Origin of the sequence: Enterobacter sp. 241F3 (genome assembly GCF_034106785.1) — a bacterium.
In the GTDB taxonomy this organism is placed as follows: domain Bacteria; phylum Pseudomonadota; class Gammaproteobacteria; order Enterobacterales; family Enterobacteriaceae; genus Enterobacter; species Enterobacter vonholyi.
In genome coordinates, this window is the sequence record NZ_JAWNDD010000002.1 from 219,060 (window position 1) to 239,826 (window position 20,767).

General features: G+C 56.8%; 15 protein-coding genes and 1 tRNA gene. 6 read left to right on the plus strand and 10 right to left on the minus strand.

Annotated features, from left to right (window positions below; genetic code table 11):
• Positions 1 to 44 precede the first annotated feature (44 nt).
• Both UR504_RS08300 and xni read left to right on the plus strand, forming a co-directional pair.
• A complete protein-coding gene (locus tag UR504_RS08300) occupies positions 45 to 1,412 on the plus strand; it encodes an L-serine ammonia-lyase (RefSeq protein WP_302236378.1) in 1,368 nt (455 codons plus the stop codon).
• 112 nt (positions 1,413 to 1,524) lie between these two features.
• On the plus strand, positions 1,525 to 2,280 hold the full coding sequence (gene xni, locus UR504_RS08305) for a flap endonuclease Xni (protein ID WP_115876191.1): 756 nt from the start codon (positions 1,525 to 1,527) through the stop codon (positions 2,278 to 2,280).
• Between the two features lie 62 nt (positions 2,281 to 2,342).
• Here the strand turns inward: xni and rlmM are convergent, their stop codons facing one another.
• The 4 genes from rlmM to UR504_RS08325 form a co-directional block, all read right to left on the minus strand.
• The gene (gene rlmM / locus UR504_RS08310; RefSeq protein WP_111965427.1) at positions 2,343 to 3,443 is read right to left on the minus strand and encodes a 23S rRNA (cytidine(2498)-2'-O)-methyltransferase RlmM; all 1,101 of its coding nucleotides are present in this window, start codon (positions 3,441 to 3,443) and stop codon (positions 2,343 to 2,345) included.
• Positions 3,436 to 3,831 carry a DUF423 domain-containing protein gene (locus UR504_RS08315; RefSeq protein WP_320739593.1) on the minus strand — a complete coding sequence of 132 codons (396 nt, stop codon included), beginning with the start codon at positions 3,829 to 3,831 and terminating at the stop codon, positions 3,436 to 3,438. The genes rlmM and UR504_RS08315 overlap by 8 nt, the downstream gene beginning before the upstream one ends.
• A gap of 39 nt (positions 3,832 to 3,870) precedes the next feature.
• Positions 3,871 to 4,788 carry a glycine cleavage system transcriptional regulator GcvA gene (gene gcvA / locus UR504_RS08320; protein WP_032643156.1) on the minus strand — a complete coding sequence of 306 codons (918 nt, stop codon included), beginning with the start codon at positions 4,786 to 4,788 and terminating at the stop codon, positions 3,871 to 3,873.
• A 349-nt stretch (positions 4,789 to 5,137) separates the two neighbouring features.
• A complete protein-coding gene (locus UR504_RS08325) occupies positions 5,138 to 5,365 on the minus strand; it encodes a YgdI/YgdR family lipoprotein (protein WP_008499648.1) in 228 nt (75 codons plus the stop codon).
• A gap of 192 nt (positions 5,366 to 5,557) precedes the next feature.
• On the opposite strand from UR504_RS08325, the gene csdA reads away from it, so the two are divergent.
• Both csdA and csdE read left to right on the plus strand, forming a co-directional pair.
• Positions 5,558 to 6,763 carry a cysteine desulfurase CsdA gene (csdA, locus tag UR504_RS08330; RefSeq protein ID WP_302236366.1) on the plus strand — a complete coding sequence of 402 codons (1,206 nt, stop codon included), beginning with the start codon at positions 5,558 to 5,560 and terminating at the stop codon, positions 6,761 to 6,763.
• Entirely contained in the window at positions 6,763 to 7,209 is a 447-nt protein-coding gene (csdE, locus tag UR504_RS08335) for a cysteine desulfurase sulfur acceptor subunit CsdE (RefSeq protein WP_115876194.1), read from the plus strand. The genes csdA and csdE overlap by 1 nt, the downstream gene beginning before the upstream one ends.
• Here csdE and tcdA read toward each other — a convergent pair.
• Together tcdA and mltA are read right to left on the minus strand one after the other, a co-directional pair.
• Positions 7,200 to 8,006 carry a tRNA cyclic N6-threonylcarbamoyladenosine(37) synthase TcdA gene (gene tcdA, locus UR504_RS08340; RefSeq protein ID WP_320739594.1) on the minus strand — a complete coding sequence of 269 codons (807 nt, stop codon included), beginning with the start codon at positions 8,004 to 8,006 and terminating at the stop codon, positions 7,200 to 7,202. The two genes, csdE and tcdA, sit on opposite strands and share 10 nt — an antisense overlap.
• Before the next feature lie 75 nt (positions 8,007 to 8,081).
• Positions 8,082 to 9,179, minus strand: a complete 1,098-nt coding sequence (gene mltA, locus UR504_RS08345; RefSeq protein WP_302236359.1) for a murein transglycosylase A — start codon at positions 9,177 to 9,179, stop codon at positions 8,082 to 8,084.
• Positions 9,180 to 9,387: 208 nt separating this feature from the next.
• On the opposite strand from mltA, the gene UR504_RS08350 reads away from it, so the two are divergent.
• Positions 9,388 to 9,464 (plus strand) — tRNA-Met (locus UR504_RS08350).
• An 87-nt stretch (positions 9,465 to 9,551) separates the two neighbouring features.
• Here the strand turns inward: UR504_RS08350 and amiC are convergent.
• Positions 9,552 to 10,805 carry an N-acetylmuramoyl-L-alanine amidase AmiC gene (amiC, locus tag UR504_RS08355; protein ID WP_023309036.1) on the minus strand — a complete coding sequence of 418 codons (1,254 nt, stop codon included), beginning with the start codon at positions 10,803 to 10,805 and terminating at the stop codon, positions 9,552 to 9,554.
• Positions 10,806 to 11,032: 227 nt separating this feature from the next.
• On the opposite strand from amiC, the gene argA reads away from it, so the two are divergent.
• Complete coding sequence (argA, locus tag UR504_RS08360) at positions 11,033 to 12,364, plus strand: amino-acid N-acetyltransferase (RefSeq protein WP_008499655.1); 1,332 nt, start codon at positions 11,033 to 11,035, stop codon at positions 12,362 to 12,364.
• Positions 12,365 to 12,398: 34 nt separating this feature from the next.
• Here the strand turns inward: argA and recD are convergent, their stop codons facing one another.
• Genes recD through ptrA form a run of 3 tightly spaced genes read right to left on the minus strand, consistent with a single transcriptional unit; the run spans position 12,399 to position 20,637 of the window.
• Positions 12,399 to 14,219, minus strand: coding sequence for an exodeoxyribonuclease V subunit alpha (gene recD, locus UR504_RS08365; RefSeq protein ID WP_302236356.1), 1,821 nt, complete (start codon positions 14,217 to 14,219; stop codon positions 12,399 to 12,401).
• Positions 14,216 to 17,758 carry an exodeoxyribonuclease V subunit beta gene (gene recB, locus UR504_RS08370; RefSeq protein WP_302236354.1) on the minus strand — a complete coding sequence of 1,181 codons (3,543 nt, stop codon included), beginning with the start codon at positions 17,756 to 17,758 and terminating at the stop codon, positions 14,216 to 14,218. Before recB ends, recD begins: the two co-directional genes overlap by 4 nt.
• On the minus strand, positions 17,755 to 20,637 hold the full coding sequence (ptrA, locus tag UR504_RS08375; RefSeq protein ID WP_320739597.1) for a pitrilysin: 2,883 nt from the start codon (positions 20,635 to 20,637) through the stop codon (positions 17,755 to 17,757). The genes recB and ptrA overlap by 4 nt, the downstream gene beginning before the upstream one ends.
• Positions 20,638 to 20,767 lie beyond the last annotated feature (130 nt).

A 20,767-nucleotide genomic window follows, 5' to 3' on the forward strand; every position in this document is an offset into this window, starting at 1 on the left:
GACGGCGCACTCCTCCCTCTCTGACTGAAAGCAATGGACGCATCATGATTAGCGTATTCGATATCTTCAAAATCGGTATTGGTCCTTCCAGCTCTCATACCGTCGGACCGATGAAAGCCGGTAAGCAGTTCACGGATGACTTGATTGCACGCGGCATCTTGCACGACATCACCCGCGTGGTTGTCGATGTATACGGCTCGCTTTCCCTGACCGGGAAAGGCCACCATACCGATATCGCCATTATCATGGGCCTGGCGGGAAACCTGCCGGATACCGTTGATATTGATGCGATCCCTGGTTTCATCCAGGACGTTAATACCCACGGGCGCCTGCTGCTGGCGAACGCCGAGCACGAGGTTGAATTCCCGGTTGACCATTGCATGAATTTCCATGCGGACAACCTGTCGCTGCACGAAAACGGCATGCGCATTACCGCGCTGGCCGGCGAAAAAGCGGTATACAGCCAGACGTATTACTCAATCGGCGGCGGTTTTATCGTCGACGAAGACCACTTTGGTCAAACCAGTACTTCCTCTGTCGAGGTGCCGTATCCGTACAAAACGGCGGCAGACCTCCAGCGCCACTGCCAGGAGACGGGCCTTTCCCTCTCCGGCCTGATGATGAAAAACGAGCTGGCACTTCACAGCAAAGAGGAGCTCGAACAGCACTTCGCTAACGTCTGGGAAGTGATGCGCGGCGGTATTGAGCGCGGGATCACCACCGAAGGCGTTCTGCCGGGCAAGCTTCGCGTGCCGCGTCGTGCTGCAGCGCTGCGCCGTATGCTGGTGAGCACCGACAAAACGACCACGGACCCAATGGCCGTGGTGGACTGGATCAACATGTTCGCCCTGGCGGTAAACGAAGAGAACGCCGCAGGGGGCCGTGTGGTCACCGCGCCGACTAACGGCGCCTGCGGCATCGTTCCGGCGGTACTGGCATACTACGACAAGTTTATCCGTGAAGTGAACGCAAACTCGCTGGCGCGCTACCTGCTGGTGGCCAGTGCGATTGGTTCGCTGTATAAGATGAACGCGTCTATTTCCGGTGCGGAAGTGGGCTGTCAGGGTGAAGTCGGCGTGGCGTGCTCTATGGCGGCAGCGGGTCTGGCGGAACTCTTGGGCGCAAGCCCGGCGCAGGTGTGCATCGCTGCGGAAATCGGCATGGAACACAACCTGGGGCTGACCTGCGACCCGGTTGCCGGCCAGGTACAGGTTCCGTGCATCGAGCGTAACGCGATTGCCTCCGTGAAGGCGGTTAACGCGGCGCGAATGGCGCTGCGCCGCACCAGCGAGCCTCGCGTCTGTCTCGATAAGGTTATCGAAACCATGTACGAAACCGGTAAAGATATGAACGCCAAATACCGCGAAACCTCTCGCGGCGGCCTGGCGATGAAGATCGTAACCTGCGATTAAGCCTCTCAGGAAGCCTCGTTTTGCGAGGCTTCTTCCTGTTTTCCCCACCATTCATAGTTTCACGCTGCTGACAGTGTTACCCTTCACATATGAGATAGAAGGGAGATTATCTGTGGCCGTTCATTTACTTATCGTCGATGCACTAAACCTGATTCGCCGTATCCATGCGGTACAGGGGACGCCTTGTAAAGACACCTGCCTGCACGCGCTGGAACAGCTTATCCGCCACAGCGAGCCCACCCATGCGGTCGCGGTTTTTGATGACGAAGACCGCAACACGGGCTGGCGACACCAGCGTTTGCCCGACTACAAAGCCGGACGCGCACCGATGCCGGACGATCTTCACGCTGAATTGCCCATGCTGCGCGCTGCATTTGAACAGCGGGGCGTCCCCTGCTGGGGCGCACAGGGAAATGAAGCCGACGATCTCGCAGCCACTCTGGCCGTAAAGGTAGCCAGCGCCGGGCATCAGGCCACTATCGTTTCAACTGACAAAGGCTACTGTCAGCTGCTCTCCCCAACTATCCGCATTCGCGACTATTTTCAAAAACGCTGGCTGGACGCGCCATTTATTGCCAGCGAGTTCGGCGTCTCGCCTGGACAACTGCCTGATTACTGGGGGCTGGCAGGCATCAGCAGCTCTAAGGTTCCGGGTGTCGCCGGTATTGGGCCGAAAAGCGCCGCGCAGCTGCTGGCCGATTTTCAGAGTCTGGAAGGGATTTACGCCCGTCTGGATGAGGTGCCGGAAAAGTGGCGCAAGAAGCTGGAGGCGCATAAAGAGATGGCGTTTATCTGCCGGGAAATCGCAACGCTACAGACGGATTTACAGCTCGACGGGAATTTACAGCAGCTGCGTTTAGAACGTTAAAACCACTACACAGTTTTTTTTGCCCGGTAAGCGCAGCGCCACCGGGCAAAGCAAAGCACGCACTATCGCTCGTCGCGACGTCCGCCGACCGCTGCCCACCAGCGACGAATGTGCACCGTCACCTCTTCGCGGTCGTGATACAGCTGACGCGCCTGGATCTCCACGTTAATACCGTGTTCATCCATCTGCTCCTGAATGTAGGCCAGGTTCTGCGACACTTCCTCATAGCGCTTTTTCATCGGCAGCTTGAGGTTGAAAATGGTCTCACGACACCAGCCGTTGACAAGCCAGGAGGCCATCAGCGCGGCGACTTTTGCCGGCTTCTCAACCATATCGCACACCATCCACGAGATGTTGTTACGGTTCGGGCGATAGCGGAAACCGTCTTCACGCAGCCAGGTGACCTGCCCGGTGTCCATCAGGCTTTGCGCCATTGGGCCGTTATCAACGGACGATACCCACATGTTGCGTTTCACCAGCTGATAGGTCCAGCCGCCCGGGCACGCGCCAAGGTCGACGGCGTACATGCCGTTTGCCAGACGCTCATCCCACTCATCCGCCGGGATAAAGACGTGGAACGCCTCTTCCAGCTTGAGCGTGGAACGGCTTGGCGCATCGGCCGGGAAGCGCAAACGCGGGATGCCCATAAAGAAGGGAGAGTTGTTGGTGGTGTACGAATAGCCTGCATAGCAGCAGCCCGGTGCGATAAAGAAGATATGCACCACCGGACGCTTCGGCGTTTCGTAGTTCGTCAGCACGCCCGCATCACGCAGCGCCGCACGCAGCGGCACGGTGAACTTACGGCAGAACTTCATCAGCTCTTTACTTTCGTTGGTATCCGCCACTTCAACGCGCAGATCGCCGCCCTTTTCAACCACGCCCTGCAGCATGCCGACAATTGGCGTGATGCGGTCTTCCGGCGGAAGATCCTTCAGCAGCTCACCCGCAACAAACATCTGGCGAGCAAAGATCAGCGAGCTGAACGGCAGCTCGCGTGCCAGCTTGTCTGCGTCTTCGGGCTGGTAGCATTCGAATACCACATAGCCCGCGTTCTCTTTTACGCGGGCAAAGCCGAAGACTTCGCGCTTCGCCGCTTTATCGGTAATTTCCGCGGCGCACTCTTTCTCAAACCCCGGGCGACAATATAAAACAACCTTATTCATGAACAACGCCCTTGCGTTTCAGACGGATAGCTCCGATAAACATTAATACCCAACCCGCCAGGAAGCTGAAGCCACCGACGGGTGTAACGAACGCCCACAGGCGCAGATGTGAGAGCGCAAGGCAGTACAGGCTACCGCTGAATAACACGGTACCCAGCGACATAAACACGCTGCTCCAGTAAAACCAGATACTGATACGACGCTGCATCGCCACCGCCAGCCCAAAAATAGCCAGCGTGTGGAATGCCTGATATTCAAGGCCGGTCTGGATCCAGCCCATCTCTACAGCGCCCAAAGACTTGCTTAATACATGTGCGCCAAAGGCGCCCAGTGCAACAAAAATAAAGCCACTCACCGCGGCAAAAATCAGCATGAATCGGCTGGTCATGTTTAAGTCCTGAGTTGATGCGTGCCCGGCACACAAACGTTATTGTTCATACCTGAAGCGGAATTTTTCTTGCTCGGTTGCCGCTTTCGCCAGTATCCACTGCCGGAAGGCGGCTATTTTACCCAGTTCTGCCTGACTGTCATGACAAACCAGATAAAACGCATTCTTGCTGACCAGTACATCATTAAAAGGGCAGACCAGGCGGCCTGCCTCAATTTCGGACTGCGCCATAACGTTGTTCGCCAACGCCACGCCTTGTCCGTGAATGGCAGCCTGTAACACCATCGCACTGTGGCTAAAGATGGGTCCCTGCTGCACGTTTATATGAGTAAGACCTAATTGACGGGTATAAGTTTGCCAGTCGCGGCGAGAGGCATCATGCAAAAGCGTATGCTGCGCCAGATCAGCGGGAGACTTCAGCGCCTTGTCGCCCGTTAACAGCAGGGGAGAACAGACCGGCAGGAGATATTCTGCGTATAATTTCTCAACACGCAAGCCCGGCCAGTTACCGCGACCATAAAAAATGGCGACATCCACGTCATCGGCCAGCTTGTCCTCCTGACGATCTACCGCCTGGATTCGAACGTCGATCCCCGGATAAGCTGAGTTAAAGCTTGAGAGTCTGGGCACCAGCCATTGAATCGCAAAACTGGGCAATAAACTGACAGTCAGGGCGCCTTTTGCACTGCGAGCCTGCAGCTTACGCGTGGCTTCCGTAAGCTGAGAAAAAATCTCTTTAATATCCTGAAAATAGCTCTGCCCCTCTTCGGTCAACAGCAACGAACGGTTGCGTCGACGAAACAGCTTAAGGCCCAGAAAATCCTCCAGAGACTTGATTTGGTGACTTACTGCGGCCTGTGTCACAAAAAGCTCATCTGCTGCGCGGGTAAAGCTCAGGTGACGTGCTGCTGCATCAAAAACACGTAATGCATTAAGAGGTGGCAATCGCTTTGACATGGTTATCTGGCTTAGATGTTAACGGATTTTAACAAACAGGAAACAACGTTTAACCTATTAGTTTTTTTTATCTGAGCCATTATAATTTGTCCGTTGAGGAACTACCAGCAAATACCTATAGTGGCGGCACTTCCTGAGCCGGAACGAAGAGCTTTTTTCGGAATGCGTGTTCTGAAGGGCTTTTGGCTTACGGTTGTGATGTTGTGTTGTTGTGTTTGCAATTGGTCTGCGATTCAGACCACGGTAGCAACGCTACCAATTTTTCACTTCCTGTACATTTACCCTGTCTGTCCATAGTGATTAATGTAGCACCGCCAATTTGCGGTGCTTTTTTTTCGCTTGCGATCTGTTAATGCTCGATCTCTTTCATCTCTTTCACGTCCGTGCGGTTGATCTGCTGCTTGTTCCCGTTAGCATCTTTGTACGAAATCATCCCGGTATCATTATCGGTAGTCGGTTTCCCTTCCGAAACGATAGAACGACCATCGTTGGTGTGCATCACGTAGTTATTACCAGAACAGGCGCTCAGGGCAAAAGTAAACGCACAGGCAGAAATGATTGCAGCTGTCTTATTCATGATTATTCTCCTTTAGCAATTAATGCTATTCAAACCTCGATTTATAACAGGCTAAAACATCCGCCTAACACTATTTAGCATAACCTGCTTTTTTAGGGTCATCAGGATAAGCAGACAAATCTGATAGATATCAACCTCCTTGCCCTGCAGCTGAAATTGCGCGACGATCGCTATATTGAAATGAGGAATCCCATGAACGCTTTCAGCCCTGCGCAGTTCCGCGCACAGTTTCCGGCCCTGGCCGATGCCGGTATTTATCTGGATAGCGCCGCCACCGCCCTTAAGCCCCAGGCGGTGATTGAGGCCACGCAGCAGTTCTACAGCCTGAGCGCCGGGAACGTGCATCGCAGCCAGTTTGCCGAAGCGCAGCGGTTAACCGCGCGCTATGAAGCGGCACGCGATCAGGTCGCTCGCCTGATCAATGCCGAAAGCGGGAAAAACATCGTCTGGACGCGCGGCACGACCGAGGCCATCAACATGGTGGCCCAGTGCTACGCGCGCCCGCTGCTTCAGCCGGGCGATGAGATCGTCGTCAGCGAGGCGGAACATCACGCCAACCTGGTGCCGTGGCTGATGGTGGCCGAGCAGACGGGCGCACGCGTGGTGAAGCTTCCGCTGGGGGCAAACCTTCTGCCAAATGTGGCCCGCCTCCCCGAGCTGATTACCTCCCGCAGTCGCATTCTGGCGCTCGGACAGATGTCGAACGTCACGGGAGGTTGCCCGGATCTGGCTCAGGCCATTCGCATAGCCCATGCCAGCGGGATGGTGGTGATGGTCGACGGCGCTCAGGGCGTGGTGCACTTCCCCGCCGACGTGCAGGCGCTGGATATCGACTTCTATGCCTTCTCAGGACATAAACTTTATGGGCCAACCGGTATTGGGGCGCTGTACGGCAAGCCAGAACTGCTGGCAAAAATGACGCCGTGGCTTGGTGGCGGCAAAATGATTACCGAAGTGTCGTTCGAGGGCTTCAAAACGCAGGACGTCCCCTATCGTCTGGAAGCCGGTACGCCGAACGTGGCGGGGGTGATTGGCTTAAGCGCGGCGCTGGAGTGGCTGGCTGAAATCGACATTGTTCAGGCTGAAAGCTGGAGCCGGGGGCTGGCGACGCTGGCAGAGGAAGAACTCAAAAAGCGCCCGGGCTTCCGCTCGTTCCGCGTTCAGGACTCAAGCCTGCTCGCCTTTGATTTTGCGGGCGTACATCACAGCGACATGGTGACGCTGCTGGCCGGGTATGGCATTGCCCTGCGTGCCGGACAGCACTGCGCCCAGCCGCTGCTGGCGGCGCTTGGCGTTAACGGTACGCTGCGCGCCTCGTTTGCGCCGTATAATACCCAAAGCGATGTCGACGCGCTGGTTGCCGCCGTTGACCGTGCCCTTGAAATACTGGTGGATTAATGACTAGCGCTGCTTTAGCCGGACATCCGTTTGGCACCGTCATCACAGAAGAGACCTTGAAACAGACCTTCGCCCCGCTCCAGCAGTGGGAAGATAAATATCGACAGCTGATCCTGCTGGGTAAACAGCTCCCTGCCCTTTCAGACGATCTCAAAGCGCAGGCGAAAGAGATCGCAGGCTGTGAAAACCGCGTCTGGCTTGGCGTGAGCGTCTCCGGCGAAAAGCTGCACTTCTTCGGCGACAGCGAAGGCCGGATTGTCCGGGGCCTGCTGGCAGTATTGTTGACCGCTGTTGAAGGAAAAAGCGCGGCGGAACTGCTGGCCCATTCGCCGCTGGCGTTATTTGATGAGCTTGGGCTGCGCGCGCAGCTCAGCGCCTCGCGCGGTCAGGGGCTGATCGCGCTAAGCGAAGCCGTGCAGGACGCCGCACGCCAGGCTCAGGCCTGACGCTCCGCTTTCGCCATCATCTTCTTCAGGGCGTGTGACACCGCCACAAAGCCAAAGGAAGCGGTCACCATCGTGGCCGCGCCAAAGCCTGAGGCGCAATCCATTCTCTTTGGTCCTTCCGCCGTGCTTTTCATCGCGCACACGGAGCCGTCCGCCTGCGGGTAAACCAGCGCTTCGGTCGAGAACACGCAGTCAACGCCCAGCTTGCCTTTGCTGTTCTTCACCACGTTAAAGTCGCTCTTCAGGCGCTCACGCAGCTTAGCCGCCAGCGGATCCTGAATGGTTTTCGCCAGATCGGCTACCTGGATCTGCGTAGGGTCGATTTGCCCGCCCGCGCCGCCCGTCGTCACCAGGGGAACCTTGTAACGACGACAGTAGGCGATCAGCGCCGCTTTTGGCCGCACGTTGTCGATGGCGTCAATCACATAGCTGTAGCCTTTGCTCATATACTCCGCGACGTTATCTGCCGTCACAAAGTCGTCGATCACCGTGACTTGACATTCCGGGTTGATCAGGCGGATACGCTCCGCCATGACCTCAGACTTCGCCAGCCCGACGCTATCCCGCAGGGCGTGGATTTGACGGTTGGTGTTGGTGACGCAAACGTCATCCATGTCTATCAGCGTGATTGCGCCAATACCGGTTCTCGCCAGCGCTTCTGCCGCCCACGACCCCACACCACCAATGCCCACGACGCAGACATGCGCATCCGCAAACAGCTGCAGGGCTTTTTCACCATATAAACGTGCCGTCCCGCCAAAACGCTGGCGCCAGGCGTCGCTGATTACCACAGACATAAAACCTCAGATGTAAAAAGGGTGAGGTTATCCTCACCCTGAACAGTAATCCGTATTGCGCTCAGAATACCACAATCAGCCGCTGAATACGTTTCCGGCACCTGGTGCCGCCTTCAGTACCCACACGCGTCCGTAGTGATTATACCAGCCCGCGCGATGACCTGCGTCAGGGCCAATACCCTGATAGATGTCGAAGTGCTGGCCTTTAATCGCCCCGCCGACGTCCAGCGCCACCATCAGACGCAGCTCATACTGGCCGTTGAACTTGCCGTTGTTGTCCAGCAGCGGGACCTCAGCAAGCAGCGTGGTGCCTGCAGGAATAATCGAACGATCGGATGCTACCGACGCGCGGCCAATCAGCGGAACTGCGCTCGCCCCTTTCACCGGCGCGAAGTTTTGCGGTTTAAAGAAGACGAACGACGGGTTCTGCTCAAGCAGCTCGCGCACCTCGGCCTCGCTGTGCTTCTCGCCCCACTCGCGGATCGCCTGCATCGACATATCTTCTTTCTTCACTTCGCCGCGGTCGATCAGCACCTTGCCGATACTGCGATAGGCGTGGCCGTTTTTACCGGAATAGCTGAAGAAGTTAAGTGGCGAACCGTCGCCAAAATCAATGTAGCCGCTGCCCTGAACGTCCATGATGAAGTTATCCATCAGGGAGTTGCTGTAGGCCAGGACGTAGTTTTCGCTCAGCGCACCGGCGTAGATCTCGGCGCGCGACGGGAGGCGACCGCGTTTTGGCGGCATACGGTAGATAGGATACTGGAACTCGCCCTGACGCGAGTGTCGTGCCTGGATAACTGGGGTGTAATAGCCGGTAAACTGGACGTTGCCGTAGTTATCGGCCCCTTCCATCTGCCAGGCGTCGATACCAAACTGGCGCATATTGCGCGTATCGCCGCCTGCTTTCAGCCAGTCCTGGACCGCGTTATATACGCTACTCTGGGCGCCATACAGACGCGGCGACGCGTTGCGGATCTGGTAGACCTGCTCGGAGAAATCACCGGCATTAATCGGTGCGCCGACAGCATCAGGCTGATTAACTAAAGACAAAGGCTGGGATAACTTCCCGTCTTTATACTGTTGACCGCGATCGGTCGGTTTGGAAGAACAGGCCGCAAGAATCGCTACCATTGCGCCCGTCATCAGATACTTCGCCCAACGTCCTTTCATTATATCTCGTCTTTAAGTTGCCCATTTCCGCGTGATGAAGATAACAAACCGCCAGGGCTAATGAAATGCGATCGCATGCCCTTTGGCAAATTTTGCGCAAAAAATAGTCCAAACAACGCCATGTCGTTCAATTTGCATACAAAATCATGATAAATGTGAAAAAGGGGTTGCATCACAAGTCTATCCGAGTATAGTGCGCATCCACGGACGCGGGGTGGAGCAGCCTGGTAGCTCGTCGGGCTCATAACCCGAAGGTCGTCGGTTCAAATCCGGCCCCCGCAACCAACACTTCTAAAACAATAAACACCCTGAAGGGTGTTTTTTTGTATCTGTCGTTTGTGAATTTGCCGGGCGTGTACCCGGCTGAAAGCGTTATCCGCGCCGCGCCAGCGTCGCCCCGTCAGAGAAATACGCACGAATCCCTGCCAGAATCGACTCCGCAACCTCCTGCTGGAATTTTGCCGTCTTGAGCTTACGCTCCTCTTCCACGTTACTGATAAACGCGGTTTCAACCAGGATGGACGGAATATCCGGCGCCTTGAGTACCGCAAATCCGGCCTGTTCAACGCTGTTCTTATGCAGCTTATTGATGTTCCCCAGCTTGCCCAGCACCGCTTTACCAAACTTCAGGCTGTCGTTAATGGTCAGCGACTGCACCATATCGAACATGGTGTGGTCGACGTAGCGATCGCCGCTTTTGCTCACGCCACCAATCAGGTCCGAGGCGTTCTGGGTGTCCGCAAGGTATCTCGCGGCGGTACTGGTCGCGCCTTTGGTTGAGAGCGCGAACACGGACGAACCGCTTGGCTGGCGGCTGGTAAACGCATCCGCATGGATCGACACGAACAAATCTGCGCGCTGCTTCTGTGCTTTCGCCACCCGGACCTTCAGCGGAATAAAGATATCTTCATTGCGCGTCATATAGGCGCGCATATTGCCTTCTTTATCAATCAACGCCTTCAGGCGACGGGCAATTTGCAGCACCACGTCTTTTTCACGCGTACGGTATTTTCCCACCGCGCCGGAGTCTTCGCCGCCGTGGCCAGGATCGAGCATGATCACAATCGGACGATCGCGCCCTGCTTTCCCCGGCTGCGGACCACTTTGCGCGGGCGGCACCTGACGCTGAAGATCGCCTTTGTTGTAATCCTCCAGCAGGGCGAGAAGCGGATCCTGAATATCCGTCGCATTGGCCGGGTAGAGATCCATGACCAGTCGCTCTTTAAACGTCGCGACGGGCGCTAGGGCGAACAGCTGCGGCTTCACGTTCTGCTTAAGCTCAAACACCATGCGCACGGTTTGCGGGTCGAACTGCCCGACGCGCGCCGATTTAATAAACGGATCGTCGCCGCGGATCTGCGCCGCCATCCCTTTCAGCACGGAGTTGAGGTTAACGCCTTCGAGATCCACCACCACGCGTTCCGGGTTGCTGAGGGCAAATTGCTTATATTTCAGCACGCGATTGGATTCGACCGTCACGCGCGTATAGGTCGACGATGGCCAGACGCGCACCGCTACCACCTGACTGGTTGCGGCAAGACCGACCTGACTGACGCTAAGCAACCACATTGCCCCGGCCCCTTTTAACAAACGGCGGCGGCTTATTGCTGAATTGGATCCCGACATGCTTCTCCCGAGCAAGAACACTGACTGATATACAAAATGTCCAGATTGACCGAAAACTTTAACGAATGACGCATAAACTGTCATCTATAAAAGGGTAAACAATCATACGCTAACGCACGGATTACTTACCAAATTCTGTGGGTCGCGGAAAATTTGCGCTTGCACACGCGGTCACAATCGAATAAAAATACATAAATTACGAATAAACATTCATTAAGGGTTGTGCCATGGTGAAGGAACGTAGAACCGAACTGGTCCAGGGATTCCGCCATTCTGTTCCCTATATCAACGCTCATCGGGGAAAAACGTTTGTCATCATGCTTGGCGGCGAAGCCATTGAGCATGAAAATTTTTCCAGCATCGTCAATGACATTGGCCTGCTGCACAGCCTCGGGATCCGCCTGGTGGTGGTTTATGGCGCCCGTCCGCAGATCGACGCCAACCTGGCCGCTCATCACCACGAGCCGATTTACCACAAACATACCCGCGTCACGGATGCCAAAACCCTTGAGCTGGTGAAACAGGCGGCAGGTCTGCTGCAGCTGGATATTACCGCTCGCCTGTCCATGAGCCTGAACAACACGCCGCTGCAGGGCGCGCATATCAACGTCGTGAGCGGCAACTTTATCATTGCCCAGCCGCTCGGCGTGGACGATGGCGTGGATTACTGCCACAGCGGTCGCATTCGTCGTATTGATGAAGAAGCTATTCACCGCCAGCTGGACAGCGGAGCCATCGTCCTGATGGGCCCGGTCGCCGTTTCCGTGACTGGCGAAAGCTTTAACCTCACCTCAGAAGAGATCGCCACGCAGCTGGCGATCAAGCTGAAGGCGGAAAAAATGATTGGGTTCTGCTCCTCCCAGGGCGTCGTGAACGATGAGGGAACGATCGTGCCGGAACTCTTCCCGAACGAAGCCCAGGCCCGCGTGGAAGCGCTGGAAGCCGAAGGCGATTACCACTCCGGCACCGTCCGGTTCCTGCGTGGCGCCGTGAAGGCCTGCCGCAGCGGCGTGCGCCGCAGCCACCTTATCAGCTATCAGGAAGACGGCGCCCTGCTGCAGGAGCTGTTCTCCCGCGACGGTATTGGTACGCAGATTGTCATGGAAAGCGCGGAGCAGATCCGCCGCGCCACCATCAACGACATCGGCGGTATTCTCGAGCTGATCCGCCCGCTGGAACAGCAGGGTATCCTGGTGCGTCGTTCACGCGAGCAGCTGGAGATGGAGATCGACAAATTCACCATTATTCAGCGCGATAACCTGACCATCGCCTGCGCCGCGCTCTATCCGTTCCCGGAAGAGAAGATCGGTGAAATGGCCTGCGTGGCGGTGCATCCTGATTACCGTAGCTCTTCACGCGGTGAAATGCTGCTTGAGCGCGTGGCGGCACAGGCGCGCCAGATGGGGCTGAGCAAGCTGTTCGTCCTGACGACGCGCAGCATTCACTGGTTCCAGGAGCGCGGCTTCACGCCGGTGGATATTGATTCCCTGCCGGAAACGAAGAAAGAGATGTACAACTATCAGCGCCGTTCAAAAGTGCTGATGGCAGACTTGGGATGATACTAGGCCCTCACCGTCCGGCGAGGGCGTTCGTTCAGAGAGACTCAAATATCGCGCCCAGCCCGCTTCGGCGTTCCGTACGGGTGGCGATCGCCTGCACCAGCACCCGTTCATCGGCATAAAGCGACAGGCGCTGACGCGCGCGCGTAATGGCGGTATAGATCAGCTCGCGGGTAATAACGGGTGAAAGCTGAGTAGGCAGGATCAGCGCCGCATGGTTAAATTCGGAGCCCTGGGATTTATGCACCGTCATCGCCCAGGCGGTTTCATGCTCGGGTAAACGGCTGGGCTGGAAGGACTTCACGCTCCCGTCCGGCATCTGGAACCAGACGCGTAGTCCCTGACCGCAGTCGAGCGCAATCCCGATATCCCCGTTAAACAACCCCAGCGCGCTGTCGTTACGGGAGATCATCACCGGTCGCCCTTCATACCAGCGCGAATGCGGGGTACGGTTAATTTTGCGTTTTTGCGCCAGCAGCTGTTCCAGCCTGTCGTTGAGACCCCTCACGCCAAAGGGGCCTTCCCTCAGCGCACAGAGCAGCTGGTATTCGCCAAACGCGGCAATGACCTGCTCCGGCGCACTTTGCTGTTGTACGCTTGTCAGAAAGTGCTGATACCCCTGCAGAGCGTCGTCCAGCATCGCCTGATACTCTTCCCCGTTTTGCAGCGATTTTTTCTCAATATCCGTAAAGGTTCCGGCAAACACCGCTGAGGTGGCGTGTCTGTCTCCCCGGTTTACAGCCGCCGCAAGCTGGCCGATGCCGGAGTCGCTGCCGAAACGGTAGCTTTTTTGCAACAGACACAGGCTGTCGCGCAACGCCCCTGCAAGCGAGTGGCTTTCAGAGGTGAGCGAACATCCGGTGAGACGCGCTAACTCCTGAGCGCGTTCAGCGGTATATCCCAGACTGGCATAGGTGCAAATATCGCCCAGCACGGCCCCCGCCTCTACGGAGGCAAGCTGGTCACGATCGCCGAGAAAAATGACGCGCGCGTGCGGCGGTAGCGCATCAATCAAACGCGACATCATCGTCAGATCAATCATTGAGGCTTCATCCACCACCAGCACATCCAGGTGCAGCGGGTTACCGGCATGGTAGCGCAAACGCTGGCTGCCAGGCTGTGCGCCAAGCAAACGGTGCAGCGTGCTGGCTTCATTGGGAAAAAGCGCAAGCTGCTCCCCGGTAAGCGGCAGCTTTTGCAGCGCGCCGCCTAACGACTCCGTCAGACGCGCAGCGGCTTTACCGGTGGGGGCCGCCAGGCGAATACGGCACTTTTGCTCCCCCGATAACTGAATCAGCGCGGCGAGCAGTTTTGCCACGGTGGTCGTTTTCCCGGTGCCCGGACCGCCAGAAATGACCGAGATCCGACGCGTTAACGCCACGGCAGCTGCCACTTTCTGCCAGTCTGTCGCATCGTCAGATATAAACAGCGTATCCAGCGTTTGCCGGAGCTGCGTTTCATCGCAGGGAAGCGGCGCGTTGCTCTCGCTGAAGAAGCGCGCCACCGTCAGTTCGTTACGCCACAGACGGTTAAGATACAAACGTTCGCCGACAAGGATCATCGGCGTCCCGGTATCGGTTCCGCTTACGGCAGGCGAGTCGAGTAATATCTCCTGCCAGTCCACGGCGTCACCGAGCTGCGCGAAACACGCCTGTAAAGCTGGCGGCATTTTCTCATCCACCGCCAGACGCGACAGCGGCAGGCACACGTGCCCTTCCCCCGCGTCTTTGCTAAGAATGGCTGCGGCAAGCATGACGGCAGGCTCCTCGCCTGCCACCATCATGGCAAACTGCACGTCCAGGTGGCGCAGTAATCGTTGTTCAACCGCGTCCAGCAGTAGCGCCTGCATCGTCATGCCACCTCCTCCGTGCCTGCAGCAAACAGGTTATCCATTTTTTCAATCAGTTCCTCAGCCGGACGCGTGCTAAAGATGCCGGAACGCGGGTCGTTAGCATCCACGCCGCGCAGGAACAGGTAAATCACGCCGCCAAAATGCGCTTCGTAACGGTAATTGGCCATGCGATGGCGCAGGTAACGGTGCAGCGCCAGGGTGTAAAGCTGGTACTGCAGATCGTAGCGATGCAGTTGCATTGCCGACGCCATCGCCTGTTGGGTATAGGCTTCGCTGCTGTCACCGAGCCAGTTCGATTTGTAATCCAGCAGGTAGTAGCGTCCTTCGTGGCGGAAAACCAGGTCGATAAAGCCTTTGAGCATCCCCTGCACCTGGCGGAAGTTCAGCGGCGGGCATCCGGCAGATAGCGGATCGTACTCGCGGATCAGCGCATCAAGCGCCTCGGCCCTGAGCGGGCTGGCGATGGGGAGATAAAACTCCATCTCCACCTGCTTATCTTTGGCGGTCAACTGATTCAGCGAAATCCCCTGCGTCGTGAGCGGCGCGTGCAGCACCGCGCGGATCCAGTCGGTGAGAACCGGCTGCCACTGTGCGTCGTAACCACCGCTCTGTAACATCTTCAGCACCCACTCTTCGGAAACCGGCTGGGTGAAATCCAGCTCTTCAAACAGGTTGTGCAAAAACGTGCCCGGAGAAGCGCCGCGAGGGAACTGGTGCGGCGTCAGCACAGGCTCAGCCGGCACGCTACCGGCGCCTGCGGCATCCACGTCCAGTTTTGGCATCAGATCCTGCGCAATACTCTGCCCGTGCTGCTGTAAGCCGGAGTAGCTGGTAACGCGCCAGTCGTCGGCAATGGTACGTACCACCTGACGGGCATGGAGATCTGACTCGTGCGGATCCGGCATGTGCCAGCGGCTGTTATCGGGCAGCGATGGAATATGCAGGGCAACATGCTCAGTGCAAAGCGATTCGATGCACTGGCGCAGGCCCGCCGCGTCTTTGGGCTCACCCTGTTGAATAAGCCGCCCCAGCGCGCTCAGATGAAAATCGCTCTCCCCGGTCTTTTCACCACGGCGACGGAACAGCGGCGCAACGCCCAGGCTGCAGTGCCATACCGAACGGGTCAGCGCCACGTAAAGCAGGCGCAGGTCTTCCGCCAGACGCTCGGCTTCGGCCAGCTCAACGCTGGACTCCGCGTTGCTGAGATCGAGCACCGCCTCGAACGACTCGCGATCGTGGTAAAAAGCCTGATCCTGCACGCGGTAATTGGCGATAAACGGCAGCCAGACCAGCGGATATTCCAGGCCTTTCGACTTGTGAATGGTGACGATCTGCACCAGATGTTTATCACTCTCGAGGCGCATCTGCTGGCTGGATGAATTGCTGTTCGGATCGGCAATCTGCTGCGCCAGCCAGCGCACCAGGGCGTGCTCGCTCTCCAGCTGCGTACCCGCTTCCTGCAAGAGTTCGCTGATGTGCAAAATATCGGTCAAACGGCGCTCGCCGCCTCCGGTAGCCAGCATATTCTCCGCAATGTGGCGCTGTGCCATGAGCTCGCGCACCATCGCCATGACTCCACGCTTCTGCCATTTTTCGCGGTAGCGCACAAACTCCTCTACCACAGCATCCCACGCGGCTTCGTCATTGTTGAGCGCATCTATATCCCGCGCGTTCAGTCCGAGCATCGCGCTGGCTAATGCGCTACGCAATGTACTTTCCCGCTCCGGGGCCAGCACGGCCTGGAGCAGCCATAACATCTCCTGCGCTTCCAGCGTTTCAAAGACGCTGTCACGGTTCGATAGATAGACGGAGGGGATATTCAGTAACGTCAGGGCGTCTCGGATTAATGCGGCCTCCTGACGGCTGCGCACCAGCACCGTAATATCCGATGCCTTTACCGGGGTGGGGTTATCCCCCTTCCACAGCAGCGCCTCGCCCCGCGCCCCCGCACTGAGCCAGTCACGGATTTGCGCAGCACAGTGTTGGGCCATGGCATTTTGATAGTCGGCAACGCCGCAGCCTTCCCCATCCAGCAGCCAGAAGTTCATGGCAGGCTGCGTCACGCCGTTAAACTCGAAGCGCAGCGAGGCATTTTTCGGGGCAAATTTTACCGGCTGAAACGGGATCTCCCGAAACATAAACGCCGTATCCATGCGACTAAAGAGCGCGTTGACGCTTTCCACCATGCCGGGAGAGGAGCGCCAGTTGGTATCGAGCGTGTAGTGCGCGTCAACCTCGCTGCGGGCTTTCATATAGGTGAAAATATCCGCCCCGCGGAAGGCGTAGATGGCCTGTTTCGGATCGCCGATTAACAACAGCGCGGTACCGGGCTGCTGGCGCCAGATACGGCGGAAAATGCGGTACTGCTGAGGGTCGGTGTCCTGAAATTCGTCTATCATCGCAACCGGGAAGCGGGTGCGAATCGCGGCGGCAAGCGCTTCGCCATTTTCACTGCTCAGCGCCGCATCAAGGCGGCTCAGCATATCGTCGAAACCCAGTTCACCCCGGCGGCGTTTCTCGCGCGCCACGGTTTCGCGAATTTCGGTCATGGCGCGAGCGATCATCAGATCGTTGAGCGTAAGGTTATCCGCCATCAGGGTTTCTATTGCCACAAACAGGGTATGCTCAGGCACAATGCCGTCGGCTTTGGTCCGCTCAGCCAGGAAACGCTGGGAGAATTTCTCCAGCGCGTCCGGGAGCTGATAGCCCCGCGTCTCTTCTTGCGCCCAGGCGCTGATCTTGTCGATCCATTTCCCCTGATTGCCGCGGTTGAACTTGCGACGATCGATGCCGGAATTTTCGATGATGGCGTCAATCTCACCGACTGACTCCATCCATTTTTGCTTGATATCCGCAATTTTCGCGATAATTTTTTCATGCCGCGAGGCCAGGGTTTCATCTGCCGGCGGCGGGGATTTGATTACCGGCGCTTCGCCCTGCAGATAACGATCGATCGCGCGCAGCAGCGCTTCCGGGCCTTTCCAGAGCGCGTGTACCGCTTCGGCAATATCACGCTGTAAGGGATAGCAGTGGCGACGCCAGAAATCCGCGCAGGCCTGATAGCGAAGCACGGATTCATCTTCAATGAGCTGCTGTTCGAACAGCATTCCGGACTCGAACGCATTCAGGCTCAGCATGCGCTGGCAAAAACCGTGAATGGTAAAGACGGACGCTTCGTCCATCTGCCGTTCAGCGAGCAGCAGCCACTGGGCTGCCTGCTGCTTATCGGCAATCTCTTCCAGAAGGCTGGCGTAGAGAGGGTTATCCGTGCTCTGACGCAGACAGGCGATGCGCAGCTCGTGGATATTGGTACGAATACGGCCCCGCAGCTCCGCGGTAGCGGCCTCGGTGAAGGTGACCACCAGCAGCTCTTCCACGCTCAAAGGGCGTGGAAAAGCTGCGTTGCCGCCAAGCCCTAACAGCAGGCGCAGATAGAGGGCGGCAATGGTGAAGGTTTTTCCCGTTCCCGCTGAGGCTTCAATCAATCGTTCACCCTGCAGAGGTAAACGTAAGGGATCAAGGGACTCAGCGGTATCGGTCATTCTTTCTTACTCCAGGGCATAGATTGCTGCAGCGCGCTGACGCTATTCCAGACTTTCCAGCCTTTCGGGTTCACGTACTCCGTTTTCCCGTTCTGGCTACCGGAAACCTGAGACAGGATGGTGATTCCCTGCGGCTTAATGACCGCCTGATGGAAGAAGTCGGCAACCCTCTGCGGCGTCAGCTGTTTTATCTCGGCCACTACTTTATCACGCGAATCAAATTTCAGATTACCGCGATCGAAATCTTTGCTCAGCTGAGAGGCTTCTTCACCCAGCGTCTGCGGCGGCTGCATCACCTGCGCGATGACGGCCTGCTGGATCTGAGCAAACTCTTCCGGCTTCATGGCACGCAGTTTTGCTTCCACCTGCGGGAAGAAGGCCTGATAACGCTTCCAGAGATACGCCGGTTGTTTGTCGCTGCTTTGCAGCAGGAAGCCCAGCCCCCACTGACGCCCGACGTTCATGGAGAAGGCAAACACCGCGTAGCCAAGCTGCTCCTCGGTGCGTAACTGGTTATAGAACCACGGCTGAATAATCTGCCCCAGCACGGCACTCTGCGCCGAGCTGGCGAATTCATCATAGCCCGTTGGCACAAATACCGCGGCCAGCGCGGAATCCGTGCTGTTACCCGCCTTTTCAAAAATCACATTTTGCTTTTTCTCAACCAGCACGTCCTGGTTGCGGCACCATTCGTCACCTTTAGAGCCGAGCTGAGTGCGAACATTCTGCGCCAGGATTTTAGCCTGCTCCTCACTCATGTTGCCGACAATCAGGAACTCCGGACGCGTATTGGTTTTCAGCGCGTCACGGTACGCCAGCACGTCTTTTAAGGAGATGGAAGGCAGCAGCGCGCGGCGCTCCTCTCGCTGGAAATAAGGAACCTGCGACAGCATTTGCGCCGGCATAAGCGCAAGATCGTAGGCCTTGCCCTTCTCGGCAGAATCCATCATCTGGGCATACCAGGATTTAGCCTGCTCAAGCTGCTCTTCCGTCGGCGTGTAGCTGAAGTAGCCCTCCAGCAAGGCCTGGAACAGCTGAGGCAAGCGCTGGGTATAGCCGTTTGCATTAAGCATCAAACCTTTATTGGCGTTGGTGGAGAAGCTGATCCCGCCCACGGCGGCCTGGTTGCTGAGCTGATCGAGAGCGATACCGGCGAGATAGTCATTGAGTGCGAACATCACCTGATTTTTGGCGCTGTTCATTGCTTTCGGGTTACGCAGCACCACGCTGACATCGGCTTTTGGCTCACTGGCAAAATAGCGGCTTGGGGTATACACAACGCGCAGCGTTGGCTCATCAATGATGAGTTCTGGATGCGGATAATCTTTCGTCGTTTTGATCAGCGAGAAATCATCCGGAATATAGGGGTTCAGCTCCGGCAGCTTCAACGCAATCTCCCCGGCCTTCTTCTGCCAGTCGGCGAAGGTCTGGGCGCTGATTTTATCCACCTGATAAGGGGCATCGACAAAGTACGCCGTCTTGTTATGCGGTTCGTTCGGGCTGATGTACCAGATGCGGGCATTCTCCGGCGTCATCATCGCCAGGCGGGCTTTTACCGCCCCGGCATCATACTGGTCGGCAATATTTACCGCGTCGAGGGTATGTTCCACCGGCACGCGGATCATGGTATCCGCCAGCCACTCCACATAGTCCATGTCGCGGGTTATGGATGGGTAGCGGAAGTCGAGATCCAGCACGTGCGCGAGTTCATCAAAATAGCGCTTATCGACGCCTTTCTCGCGCAGCAAAGCGAGGTAGCTAAAGATAGCCGCCACGACTTCATCGCGGTTGGCCAGCCCTTTGTCGGTCAGGGTGGCGGAGATCGCCAGTACGCCGCTATTACCGTTCACTACCGGATCGGAATCGGCGCGAATACCTTCCGCCAGTCCCTGCTTTTGCAGCCAGTCAGACAGCGTACCCGGGCTACGGTTACCTATCAGGTAGGTCACCAGCTCATCGGTTTTACTGCGAAACTGCGCCGTGTTGTTATCAATGCGGAATTCGACGCGCAGCACTTTGCGCGGCATGGCAGGAACGTAGTGGATCACGATACCTTTTTGCGCGTCCGTGACCACCGGAACGGTTATTTGCGGCAGGTCGATATTTTTATTCGGCACCCGGCCAAACGTTTTGGCCGCCATGTCTGCCAGCTCAGGCAACGGTTTATTGCTGTAGATGACCGCTTTCATCAGGTTGGCGGAGTAGTATTTATCGCGAAACGCGTGCAGGGCATCCAGCACCGGGCTATTCGGTTTGTCGCTCAAGGTTTCGAGGTTACCGCCGGAGAAGCGCGAACCCGGGTGTGCAGGGTTGATGGTTTCGGCGCTGACCTGCGCCATGCGCATACCGTCTCGCGTGCGGGCCATGGTCAGCTCGGCATTCACCGCATTGCGTTCACGATCGGCGTATTTTTTATCCAGCAACGGCGCGGCGATGGAATCAGCCAGACGGTCGACTGCCCCTTCCAGCGCATCATTTTCGACTTCGAGATAAAAAGCCGTGCGGTACGGTGCCGTACTGGCATTGTGGCTACCGCCATGCATCTTGAGAAATTCGGACAGGCTATCTGGCTGTGGATATTTTTTTGACCCCATCAGCGTCATATGTTCCAGATAGTGTGCAAGTCCAGGATGAGCGTCAGGATCTTCCAGCGACCCAACCGGCACCACTAATGCCGACAGGGATTTCACCGCCTGCGGGTCGGAAACCAGCAGCACGGTCATGCCGTTATCAAGACGAATAGCCTGATATTGACGGGTATCTTTTTCGCTCTTACGGATAGTTTCCTGAACGGGTTGCCAACCGGAGTCTGCGTGAGTGACGGGCGCCCAAAGGGCAATAAACAAAACAAACGCTTTAAACAAGGTGCTGCCTGGCATTACGACCTCTTTATCACGGCTACATCATTAACAAACTGCGTGCTGGACACGCCAACATCTCTTTCTTTGGGTACATCAGTCCGTGATAAGAAGTGCATCATAAATGAACACCCTTAACTGCGCAATTTTT

Bases quoted from the DNA above. Each gene is read 5' to 3' on its own strand.
- UR504_RS08300 (WP_302236378.1), top strand. From the start codon at position 45: ATGATTAGCGTATTCGATATCTTCAAAATCGGTATTGGTCCTTCCAGC.
- rlmM (WP_111965427.1), bottom strand. From the start codon at position 3,443: ATGAATAAGGTTGTTTTATATTGTCGCCCGGGGTTTGAGAAAGAGTGC.
- UR504_RS08315 (WP_320739593.1), bottom strand. From the start codon at position 3,831: ATGACCAGCCGATTCATGCTGATTTTTGCCGCGGTGAGTGGCTTTATT.
- gcvA (WP_032643156.1), bottom strand. From the start codon at position 4,788: ATGTCAAAGCGATTGCCACCTCTTAATGCATTACGTGTTTTTGATGCA.
- UR504_RS08325 (WP_008499648.1), bottom strand. From the start codon at position 5,365: ATGAATAAGACAGCTGCAATCATTTCTGCCTGTGCGTTTACTTTTGCC.
- csdA (WP_302236366.1), top strand. From the start codon at position 5,558: ATGAACGCTTTCAGCCCTGCGCAGTTCCGCGCACAGTTTCCGGCCCTG.
- csdE (WP_115876194.1), top strand. From the start codon at position 6,763: ATGACTAGCGCTGCTTTAGCCGGACATCCGTTTGGCACCGTCATCACA.
- tcdA (WP_320739594.1), bottom strand. From the start codon at position 8,006: ATGTCTGTGGTAATCAGCGACGCCTGGCGCCAGCGTTTTGGCGGGACG.
- mltA (WP_302236359.1), bottom strand. From the start codon at position 9,179: ATGAAAGGACGTTGGGCGAAGTATCTGATGACGGGCGCAATGGTAGCG.
- amiC (WP_023309036.1), bottom strand. From the start codon at position 10,805: ATGTCGGGATCCAATTCAGCAATAAGCCGCCGCCGTTTGTTAAAAGGG.
- argA (WP_008499655.1), top strand. From the start codon at position 11,033: ATGGTGAAGGAACGTAGAACCGAACTGGTCCAGGGATTCCGCCATTCT.
- recD (WP_302236356.1), bottom strand. From the start codon at position 14,219: ATGACGATGCAGGCGCTACTGCTGGACGCGGTTGAACAACGATTACTG.
- recB (WP_302236354.1), bottom strand. From the start codon at position 17,758: ATGACCGATACCGCTGAGTCCCTTGATCCCTTACGTTTACCTCTGCAG.
- ptrA (WP_320739597.1), bottom strand. From the start codon at position 20,637: ATGCCAGGCAGCACCTTGTTTAAAGCGTTTGTTTTGTTTATTGCCCTT.